Consider the following 10,097-nt stretch of genomic DNA (forward strand, 5'->3'; position numbering starts at 1 on the left):
ATCGATTTTGATTGGAAAATAGAACAACCTCGTTGGCGGGGTGAGACGCCCGAGAAAATGGCGGAGAACGTGGTTGAATTCATCAACGAACGTCCTGATAATATCCTCCTCCAGAACTGTCGGAACCGATATCCTTATCCTAAATAGACACATACTTCGAGTGGTAACAATGCACGAGTTGACGGGATTTCAGCGGGACATACTGTACGTCATCGCCGGACACGGCGAGCCGCACGGACTCGCCATTCAGGACGGTCTCGAAGACTACTACGACACCGAGGTCCACCACGGTCGTCTGTATCCGAACCTCGACTCGTTGGTCGATGATGGACTCGTCGAGAAGGGGAAACGGGACAAGCGGACGAACTACTACACGCTGACCGAGCGGGGCCGATCACTCCTCGAACATCGACGCACGTGGGAAGAGCGGTTTCTCGACTGAACCGGACGGTATCGGCAGTCACCGGATGCCCCGTCAGTCGATACCATCCCCGTCCGTGGGTGTCGGCGCTTGGACGGGCATCTCGTCACCACCCGGCGGTAACTCCTCGTCATCCGAATCGGACGGGTCATGCGGTGGTTGTGGGTGCACGTCGGCGCCCTTGAGATACGTCGGGTCCACGGCCCACGGTCGAATCGGGTTACCGGTGATGAGTTCGGGCAGGACGATTTTCACGAAGTGGACGACGAGCACGAGTATCATCGGTCCCAAGAAGATTCCGTACCACCCGAACAGCAACGGCCCGAAGATGTACGCGAGCATCACCATCCCGACGTGGAGGTTGCGTCCCGAGACGTACGGCCGCAGGACGAGGTCCGGAATGGTGTCCACGATGACGAACGAGACGAGCGCGAAGACGACGGGGAACCAGAGGATGCCGGGGTCACGAGCCATCAACGCCTCCGCACCGATGACGCCGGTCACCGGGAAGTAGACGAGTTTCATTCCGACGACGGGAATGAGGCTGGCGACGCCGGTCAGCAATCCGACGACGGTCGGATACGGAACCGCCAAGCCGGGTGGTGCGATCATGTTGAGGAGGTTGTAGGAGATCGCACCGATGGTGCCTGTCATGAAGGCGTTCAGGATGTTGCCGAAGAAGATGCTGTTGAAGTCCGAGTCCACGCGGGTCACGTACGCTTCGAGGACTCCACCGCTGTCCGCGAACGTCCGGTGGAACCATCGCGAGAGTTTGTGGTCGTCCCGGAGCAGGTAGAATGCGATGGCGATCATCACGAACAGGTGGAGTGCCCCGTTCCCGACGAACTTGAGATACTGGAACGTCGAACCGAACGCCTGCTGGATGAGTTTCGTGTCGTCTTTGTTCTGGAGAAGCTGTTCGGGATTTTTGGTCAACTTCGAGATGTCGCTGTACTGCTGTATCGGCTCCGGAAGCGTGCCGATATTGGCCGTCTTCGCAACCATCGTGAGTTCGTGAAACGCGATGGAGACGGTGTAGGCGACGAGCAAAATCGCGGGAAGGGCGAGCAGCAGTAACGCAACCGCGGCGGCGAGGCTTCGCGGGCGAACCCGCTGCTGGAGTCGGCGATATACCGGCCGCGTCGCGTAGTAGAGAAACAGACCGAAAACGAACGTCCCGATGAAGGAGTAGATGACGAACAGCGCCGCGAGACCGAGTAGCCCACCGATGGCCCACCACGCCGCCCGGGACTTGTCAATGTTCAATCCGGAGACCATACCACAGAAGTTTGCGGGCTGGCCTTAAAGATTTCGCGCACAGGACGACGATAGCAACAATCCTTTTAACCGAATCGGAGCGTAGTACGGGGAGTGTCCGGATTCGAAAACCTCGTCACGTCGACTACGTTGGGCAGTGACGTCGTCCATATCGCTCTCGCCGGAGCGCTCGGTCTCTTCCTCGGACTGGAGCGTGAATGGTCGCAGAAATCCGCCGGTATCCGGACGTTCACCCTCATCAGCCTCCTCGGTGCGGCGTTCACCATCGTCGGGAAGGACGTTCTGCTCGCGCTCGGTGGCCTGCTCGTCATCGTGCAAGGGATTTTGCTCGCGGTGCAGGGACTCCTGGACGATGACGAGGAAACCGGTCTTTCGCTCACGACGTCCGTCTCCATGCTCGTGACGTTCGGCGTTGGCGTGCTGGTCGCGGAGGGGTACATCCTCGTCGGCGTTACCGTCGCCGTCGTCTCCTCGCTTCTGCTCATCCTGAAGCGCGAACTACACTCGTTCGCGTGGGGATTGTCGCGCGAGGAACTCCGTTCCGCCGGTGAGTTCGCCATCCTCGCGTTCGTCATCTACCCGCTGCTCCCGTCCGGTGAGGTCGCGCTCGGCGGCGCCACGCTGAGTCCCCGCCTCATCTGGCTGATGGTCGTCACCGTCGCCGGAATCGGCATCGCCAACTACGCCGTGGTCGAGACGTACGGTGGACGCGGTATCGCCGTCACCGGATTTTTCGGCGGGTTAGCATCCTCGACGGCCGTCGTCGGCACCATGCTCGACCACGTTCGCCAGCAGCCGGAGGCGGCGACCTACGGCGTCGCCGCCATCTTGCTGGCCGACGCCGCGATGGCGCTCCGAAACCTCGTCATCGCGTTGGCGTTTACCATCGGTACTCCACACAAAACGCTCTACGGTGCCATCATCCCGCTCGGAACGATCATCGTCGGTAGCATCGCCATCGCGGCGTACACGGCCGACTGGTCCCAACGGATGGACATCGACTTGGAAAGCCCGTTCTCGCTGCGAAACGCCCTCGGGTTCGGTGCTATCTTTCTCCTCGTCGTCATCGGCGGCGCCATCGCCAAGAGCCAGTTCGGTCAGACGGGGTTTTACATCACCGCACTGCTGTCGGGACTCGTTTCGAGCGCGGGCGTGACGGCCTCGGCGGTCACGCTGTACAGCGGGGGCAACGTGAGCCAGCAGACGGCCGTCTTCGGCATCCTGCTCGCCACCGCATCGAGCATCATCGTCAAGGCAGCGTTGACCATCTCTGCACCGAACCGTTCGTTCGCACGCCGAATTGCCGTCTGGAGTACAGTTCTGCTCGTCGGGTCGGGAATTACGGCAATCGTCGCTGTCGTGTGAGGACATATAACGAACCGTTTAAAGTGGGGCTATTCCTATCAGCTACATGGACCGCGAAACAGTCGAGCCACAGGTTCGGGACATGCCGGGCCAGAAGGCACGAGAGTGGTCAGAGTATCATCACAAATTTGCCGCGCCGACGACGTACGTGTACGATTTCGTCTGGGACTTGACCGAGGATTCGGTCGGGCCGTTTTGTACTGATGTGGATGGAAACGTCCTCCTCGATTTCACGAGCCACGTCGCCGCCTCCCCGCTCGGATACAACAATCCAAAAATCAAGGACAAACTCGACGAGTTCCCTCTCCCCGATCCGACGAAAATTGCCGGGCAGGACTTCTACGCCGCCGGTGGCTGGCCGCCGGAGGACCCTGAATTCCCCGGACCGACTCAGTTGATGGAGCGACTCACCGAGGTCACGAGCCACTACGACATGGACACCGTCTTCCTGTCGAACTCCGGCGCGGAGGCAGTCGAGAACGCTATCAAGATCAGCTACAACCGCGGCGGTCACCGCGCGTTCAACTTCGACGGCGCGTTCCACGGGCGGACGCTCGGCGCGCTCTCGCTCAACCGCTCGAAAGTCGCCCACCGCAAGGGCTACCCCGAGATTCCGGGCATCGTGAGCGTTCCGTACTGTTCCTGTGAGGGCCAGTGTGGCTGTGGATGGAAGACCGACGGTCCGGGCGGTAACATCATCGCCGACAAACTCGACCCCGCCCAGGGCGTCATCGACCCCGAAGAAGTCTCGTATATCATCCTCGAACCGGTGCAGGGAGAGGGTGGCTACCGCGTCCCGAACGACGAGTTCGTCGCGGACATCGCCGAGATTCAGGACACCTACGGTATCACCATCATCGCCGACGAGATTCAGTCCGGAATGGGCCGAACGGGCGAGATGTGGGCAGTGGACCACCTCGACCTGAACCCCGACGTCATCACCAGCGCGAAGGCGCTCCGCGTCGGCGCGACCATCTCCCGCTCGGACGTGTTCCCGGAGGAGAAAGGCCGTCTCTCCTCGACGTGGGGCGCTGGCGACGTGCTCTCGTCGCTGCAGGGCGTGCTCACCCTCGACGCGATTCAGGAACACGACCTGCTCGCGAACGCCACCGTGCGCGGACGACAGGCGCGTGAAATCATCGAGGACGCCGCGCCGGAATCCGTCGTGGACGTTCGCGGCCGTGGCCTGATGCTCGCCGTCGAGTTCGACTCGAAGGACCGACGCGAAGCCGTCGTGGACGCCGCACTCTCTCGCGGCCTCCTCACCCTCGGCTGTGGGTACAAGACGCTCCGTCTGCTCCCGCCGCTCGACGTGACCGAGCGCGAAATCGACCTCGGTGTCAACCTCTTGCTCGACTCGATCGACGAGGTGGCGTAACGCTATATCCGGCCGAGACGTTCCTTTAGTATGAGCGTCACGGCTGATTTGTCGATATCCGGAGAAGAGTTCGTTCTCGGCACTGCCCTCCTTACAGATGCCGACGTTCATATCGAACTGGAGCGGGTCGTCCCTTCCTCACGGCAGGTACTCCCGTTTTTCTGGGCCATCGGATCGGACTTCGAGACGTTCGAGGACGACGTGCAGAGCAATCCGAACGTTGAGAGCCTTATCGCGCTCGACAGGGTCGAAGGGCGTGTTCTCTATCGTGTCGAGTGGAGCGAGGAAGTCGAGAGTTTTATCTACGGTATCGCGGAAGTCGGCGCGACCATCCTCGAAGCGACTGGCGATCGCGTCTGGCGATTTCGACTCCGGTTTCACGATCACGGTGCGCTTTCGGCGTTCCACGACTACTGTAGGTACTTCCCCAGCGGATTTCTGTTCTCGTTCAATTTTCGGTCGTATCGCGTGAGTGACGGACATGCTGCGTTTCGGAACGATGTTCGAGGGACGCTCACTGGGTGAGCGTCCCGAGACAGCGAGCAAACGAGACTCTGAGAGGAAGCTGTTGCTCAGTTCCGGGCGGCCCAGCGGCCTGACCGTGGTCAGGCCGCGTCCGGGCCGTAACCCGGAGGGACGCCGATACCATTTGTCTCCCAGCTCCACCGCCACCCGAGGTCACTGTTCAGGCGGTGGCGAATCCATTCACGGACGAGTTCGAACGTGAACCCAACAGGAAGGTCGCGCCCGCCCCGGCGGGGGCGGGCGACGACCGCCCAGCGCACCACCAACCAGAGGTTCTCAAGAATAAACGCGACCGCCACGAACAGCGTGCGGATGCGTGGATCTGGTGTCGTTGTCGTTGCTCGTGCCTGTCGGTACAGCCGGTAACTCGTTTCTATCGCCGGGCGTTTCCGGTAGAGTGTTTCGACCTGTTTGGGCGTGCGACCCGGCAGGTCGCACGCCACGTAGCCAGTCACGGTCTCACCGTGGGTGCCTCGCCTGCCGTTCTGGTAGGAGACACAGACCGCGAGCGGGAACCGGAGTTCCCGCTCGCTGCCGTGGTACATCGCGTACTCCGTCCAGTAGGATGCGTGAGTCTCAAGCAGCTCACGAAGCCGTTTCCCGCCAGTGACAACCGGGAGCACGAGTGGTGCTGTCCGGCGAGCGCGTCGGATGACGCGCTCGGTGTAAAAGCCACGATCTGCGAGCAGGCACTTGATCTCGAAGGGAAGAGCATCGACGCGGTCGAGGACGCGCTCGACCGCGTCGATTGGAGAATCGGTTGCATCAACCGCAGTGAACGCGACAGTGAGCGGTTTGGCGGTATCGAGGACGAAGGCGGTACAATAGCGATGGCACGTCATCGTGCCATCGCGGGCGGCCATCGTACAGAGTTCGGACGGGTGGGCGTAGTGCGAGCCGTGGTAGGGGTTATCGACGAAGTCGATGCAGACGATTCTCGACCGGTCAGGGTCGAGAATCGTCGTTGCATCACGGACGAGTTGGTCGTTAGCGGCATCTTCGAGTGCGGTGGCGTCGATGGTGCGGAGCCAGTCGCGGACAGTATCGTCTTTGGGAGTGTCCTCGGTCTGGGCACAGACGTGCCAGACCGAGGTGCGACCGACGGCTGCTCGGAGAATGACCTTGTAGATAGGGTCGGCGTCGAGGGGTGAGCCCTCGACGCCTTCGATGGGAATCTCGGCGAGTCGGTCAAGAGCAAGTGATTTGAGGTCATCCGCCGTAATCTCAGCGTCTGGTTCGTTGAGTAGCACAACTGAATGAACCAGACATCTCTTCAATCAGCTACTGATTCAGCCGTGACGCTACAGCGGGGAAGTACCTTACGTCGGTGGTTCGATCATGATCCCGAGCGATGGGAAGAATTCAATATTCGATACAAGGATGAATTAGCTCACCAGCAAGATGTCATCGACGAATTGCGTGAACTAACGGAGGACGAGACTGTAACGCTGCTCTACGGCGCGAAAGACGTAGATCACAATAACGCAGTTATACTCAAAGAAGTCCTCGAAGCAGGTCGATAATACCATCGGATGCGTGATGAAAATGAGGGATCTATCCACAGATCACCTAGCAAACACCGGCCACACAGAACGCCAGGGAGAACGTCCTCAACGGAAACATTTACCTGTCCTGTTTGTACCTGAACGAAAAATTAGGAGCGCATATCGATGACAGCCACGACAGTTTCCCGATGGGCGCGCCGATACGTCATTGTGAGTGCTCTGTTCCTCGTTTTCTGGCAAAGTGCCGCACTCGTTGGCCTCCCACAACAGACAGGGGTTCTGCTTGGCATTTACGGATTCGTCCTTCACATGATTTTCGGGAAGGCATATTCGCTGATCCCATCGTATTTCAATCGGCAGCTAACACCTGATTCTGCACCGATGATACAGTTTCCGCTCACTGTAGTCGGGACGAGTTGTCTCATTGGTGCGTCACTCACGGGTGGACCCAACTGGGTTGAGTCTGTCGGGGCGATTTTATGGGGCGCCGGTGTCGCTGTATTCCTTGGTGCGCTTCTGTGGACGATCCGCGATAACCTAACTGGACGAGAAACTGCAACGGGTCAATCAAATGTGGACCGACGGCCGATTGATCGACTTGCGAACGGTTTCATTCCAGTCGCACTTCTGTACTTGCTTGCCGGATCGTACGAAACCGTCGCGATCTATGGTGGCCTTCCGACACTCTTCGATGGGTATTTCCCTCAAGTAGCACACCTGCTCGCCGCGGGAACAGCGGCACTGCTGATATTTGCCCTTGGATTTCGTCTCCTCCCCCGATTTCTGGTCGCGTCGCCACCTCGGTCACTCGTCACCGTCGTCTTACCAGCTGGCGCGTTTGGACCGGTGTTGCTTGCAAGTTATTTATATGGCGGTCGCTGGTTCCAACTCGGTGCAATCATTGAAACGATCGCAGTCATCGGATATGCGCTGACATATGGCATTCTGTTCATGCGATCTGAACGTCGACGCGTCGGATTTTACGGCGTCCTTGCCGGAGCGGGAAGTGGTGTGCTTGGAGTGTTACTTGGTGTTTCATTTGCGTTTGGCCAGCCGACATCGTCGTTAGTGCGTGCGCACTTTCGCTTGAACGTACTCGGCTTTCTCGGACTCACCATCATTGGTATCGCATATCAATTCTACCCACCCGCTATCGGAACGCTCCGTGGGGCATCTGACCGTACTGCACTCGTTTCGATCGCGACCATTGCTGGTGGCCTACTGTTTCAAGTGATTGGTTTCATCGGACAGATATCGTTCGTAATCCAGGTCGGCAAGCTACTGACGTTCATCGGTGCACTGATGTATGCATATCTGCTCATCGCCGTGTTTCAGACACGCTAAACGATTCACCAGCAGTCGTTCGCTGGTATCGAGGCGACGCGACAAGTATGTTCTCCCTGGTGTTGATTATTTATCCTTGAGGGAGTTTCTTTACCCGCGTCTTTTTGATAGCTGTGGACCTACAGACAAGTATGGCAACGCACTCCCACGATCATGACCACGGTGAAACTAAACCGGTCACCGATCGTACCCACGATACCTCCTGGTCGGCCAATCTTGAGAAACCGCAGTACGCAGATGATCGCTCTCTGCTCGAACGACACGCGATCGAGGCAATCGAACACACGACGAGCGGTCACCATGTGAATCTCGTCACGCACAAAGCGCATGGCCATCCAGAGACATATCTCTACGACGCTCTCAGAGAACGATTCGGCGATTCGGATGTCCACTGGGAGTATATCGAACAATGTGGATGCGGTGGACACGTTGTCTGCGTCCACATCGAATAACAATCCAAACGAGAAGAAGCATTAGACCGCGTGAATCGTCCTAAACCACCCCATTCAAATCCAATGGTACTCATCAAATCGTTACAAGAGCTAGATGGAGAACCGCATGCGAACGCGTTTCCCAGTGAGGAACCGAAGACGATCAGATTGACTCTTTCTGAAGGCGAGCATGTCGAGCCACACAGCCACCCAGACCGTAATATCATTCTCTACCTCATCTCCGGCACCCTCGAACTCCGCCTTGATGGAGAACCACACCAAGTGAGCGAGGGCGACGTGGTTCACTTCGATGGGGCACAGGACATCTCCCCGGTCGCCAAATCGGATAGTACAGCATTGCTTGTTCTTGCTTCAAAGCCCACTTCTTCGGAGAAGGATGTATGAGCTCACAGCAGACACAATCTCGGCCGGAATCCGACTCAGATGACGAAGCCACACCACAGGAGCGACGACTTGAGCGGAAAGGAGAGCGAGCACGTGCCAACAAACGTCAAGCCGAATCCGAAGTCGATTCTCGATCCGACGCCGAGGCAGTCCGTCTCAAGGTTTTCCGGTACGATCCCGATGTCGAGTCCAAACAGAAACCGCGTTTCGATGACTTTACCGTCCCCTACGAACGGGGAATGACCGTCCTTGATGCGCTCATCTATGCGCGAGATCACTTCGACTCGTCGCTCACGTTTCGCCATTCGTGTCGAATGGCCGTCTGTGGGAGTGACGGCTTCTTCGTTAATGGTCAACAGCGATTGGGCTGTCAAACACAGATTTCGGATCTCGACGAGCCGATCCGCGTCGAACCACTTCCCCACCAATCGGTGATCAAGGACCTGGTTGTCGAGATGGACCACTTCTACGAACGGATGGCGGCTGTTGAACCCTACTTCCAACCCGACGACCTCCCCGCTGGTGACCTAGAAGAGCAGCTTCAGTCGCACGAGAACCGCGAGCAAATCAAAATGGCCGCTCGATGCATTCAATGTGGTTGTTGTACGTCGTCGTGCAATCCTGCACAGACCGACAATAAGTACATTGGACCGGCGGCTATCGTCAAGGGGTATCGGTTCTACATGGATGAACGCGAAGGAGCTGAGGCTCAAGAGCGCCGACTAGAACTCCTCGACAAAGAACACGGCGTCTGGCAGTGCCACACGCAGTTTTCCTGTACGACTGTTTGTCCGAAAGACATCCCGATTACCGAAGAGATTCAGGCGATGAAACGCGAGGCCATCAAGCGAAACCTCAAGTTCTGGTGATTGGAGGGGTTGGAACCCAATTTGTGTTTTGCCTGATCGACACCATGACTCGACTCATAGGCTCCAGCATCCGAGACTGGAGCAAGTGACTGTGTTACGGAACCAACTGTTGACCCTCGTCATCATAGACTGTAATCGCGTTCACTGGGCAGACACGAGCAGCCATCTCTGCGTCGAACTCTTCGCCGTCGGGAACGTCTCGCACGTAGAGATTGCTCTCGACTTCGTCACTCCCGACGAGTGTCGCTTTGCCCGCATCACGGTCCTCGATGAACTTCTCCCACTCATGGACACAATTGAAGATTCCCGTACAGGTATCGCGGTCGAATTCGACTTGCATTGTGTGATCCCCGTAGTTAGTCGAATGAGCGCTCCATACGTTCACGCTCTTGTTCAATTTCCCACGCGCGCTGGCGGTTCTCTTCGTCACGGGCTTGCTTGTTTCGGCTCTTTTTGTTGTCCGCCATATCATAGCTAAGTGAACGAAAGGGATAACGCTGTGGCCAACACTCGGAACCTGTTTTCTCTGGTAAACATCCCACCGAACTGAATTCCAAAACTCATACAGCCTCATAG

Annotated in this window: 12 protein-coding genes; 9 read left to right on the top strand and 3 right to left on the bottom strand. The window is 57.9% G+C overall.

Going from position 1 to position 10,097, the window contains the following annotated elements:
• Positions 1-169: 169 nt before the first annotated feature.
• Positions 170-442: a PadR family transcriptional regulator gene (locus WBV42_RS01815; protein WP_423984512.1), complete on the top strand. Its 273-nt coding sequence runs from the start codon at positions 170-172 to the stop codon at positions 440-442.
• Between the two features lie 33 nt (positions 443-475).
• Here WBV42_RS01815 and WBV42_RS01820 read toward each other — a convergent pair whose 3' ends face one another.
• Positions 476-1,699 carry an AI-2E family transporter gene (locus WBV42_RS01820; protein ID WP_423984513.1) on the bottom strand — a complete coding sequence of 408 codons (1,224 nt, stop codon included), beginning with the start codon at positions 1,697-1,699 and terminating at the stop codon, positions 476-478.
• Between the two features lie 93 nt (positions 1,700-1,792).
• Here WBV42_RS01820 and WBV42_RS01825 point away from each other — a divergent pair, with 93 nt between their 5' ends.
• The 3 genes from WBV42_RS01825 to WBV42_RS01835 are packed head-to-tail and all read left to right on the top strand — an operon-like array spanning position 1,793 to position 4,967.
• The gene (locus WBV42_RS01825; RefSeq protein ID WP_423984514.1) at positions 1,793-3,064 is read left to right on the top strand and encodes an MgtC/SapB family protein; all 1,272 of its coding nucleotides are present in this window, start codon (positions 1,793-1,795) and stop codon (positions 3,062-3,064) included.
• A gap of 46 nt (positions 3,065-3,110) precedes the next feature.
• Positions 3,111-4,442 (top strand): aminotransferase class III-fold pyridoxal phosphate-dependent enzyme, encoded by a 1,332-nt coding sequence (locus tag WBV42_RS01830; protein WP_423984515.1) that lies wholly within the window; start codon positions 3,111-3,113, stop codon positions 4,440-4,442.
• A gap of 30 nt (positions 4,443-4,472) precedes the next feature.
• Positions 4,473-4,967 carry a bacterio-opsin activator domain-containing protein gene (locus WBV42_RS01835; protein ID WP_423984516.1) on the top strand — a complete coding sequence of 165 codons (495 nt, stop codon included), beginning with the start codon at positions 4,473-4,475 and terminating at the stop codon, positions 4,965-4,967.
• Positions 4,968-5,047: 80 nt separating this feature from the next.
• On the opposite strand, the gene WBV42_RS01840 is transcribed toward WBV42_RS01835, so the two are convergent.
• Positions 5,048-6,217 carry an ISH3 family transposase gene (locus tag WBV42_RS01840; protein WP_423984517.1) on the bottom strand — a complete coding sequence of 390 codons (1,170 nt, stop codon included), beginning with the start codon at positions 6,215-6,217 and terminating at the stop codon, positions 5,048-5,050.
• Positions 6,218-6,223: 6 nt separating this feature from the next.
• On the opposite strand from WBV42_RS01840, the gene WBV42_RS01845 reads away from it, so the two are divergent.
• The 5 genes from WBV42_RS01845 (at position 6,224) to WBV42_RS01865 (ending at position 9,521) form a co-directional block, all read left to right on the top strand.
• The gene (locus tag WBV42_RS01845) at positions 6,224-6,490 is read left to right on the top strand and encodes a DUF488 domain-containing protein (protein WP_423984518.1); all 267 of its coding nucleotides are present in this window, start codon (positions 6,224-6,226) and stop codon (positions 6,488-6,490) included.
• A 147-nt stretch (positions 6,491-6,637) separates the two neighbouring features.
• Entirely contained in the window at positions 6,638-7,816 is a 1,179-nt protein-coding gene (locus WBV42_RS01850) for a hypothetical protein (RefSeq protein ID WP_423984519.1), read from the top strand.
• 131 nt (positions 7,817-7,947) lie between these two features.
• Complete coding sequence (locus tag WBV42_RS01855; RefSeq protein WP_423984520.1) at positions 7,948-8,268, top strand: CGCGG family rSAM-modified RiPP protein; 321 nt, start codon at positions 7,948-7,950, stop codon at positions 8,266-8,268.
• A gap of 63 nt (positions 8,269-8,331) precedes the next feature.
• Positions 8,332-8,652 (top strand): cupin domain-containing protein, encoded by a 321-nt coding sequence (locus WBV42_RS01860; RefSeq protein ID WP_423984521.1) that lies wholly within the window; start codon positions 8,332-8,334, stop codon positions 8,650-8,652.
• Entirely contained in the window at positions 8,649-9,521 is an 873-nt protein-coding gene (locus WBV42_RS01865; protein ID WP_423984522.1) for a succinate dehydrogenase/fumarate reductase iron-sulfur subunit, read from the top strand. The genes WBV42_RS01860 and WBV42_RS01865 overlap by 4 nt, the downstream gene beginning before the upstream one ends.
• Before the next feature lie 94 nt (positions 9,522-9,615).
• Here the strand turns inward: WBV42_RS01865 and WBV42_RS01870 are convergent, their stop codons facing one another.
• The gene (locus WBV42_RS01870) at positions 9,616-9,861 is read right to left on the bottom strand and encodes a ferredoxin (RefSeq protein ID WP_423984523.1); all 246 of its coding nucleotides are present in this window, start codon (positions 9,859-9,861) and stop codon (positions 9,616-9,618) included.
• Positions 9,862-10,097 lie beyond the last annotated feature (236 nt).

It is taken from the genome of Haladaptatus sp. (genome assembly GCF_049589095.1).
Lineage (GTDB): Archaea > Halobacteriota > Halobacteria > Halobacteriales > Haladaptataceae > Haladaptatus.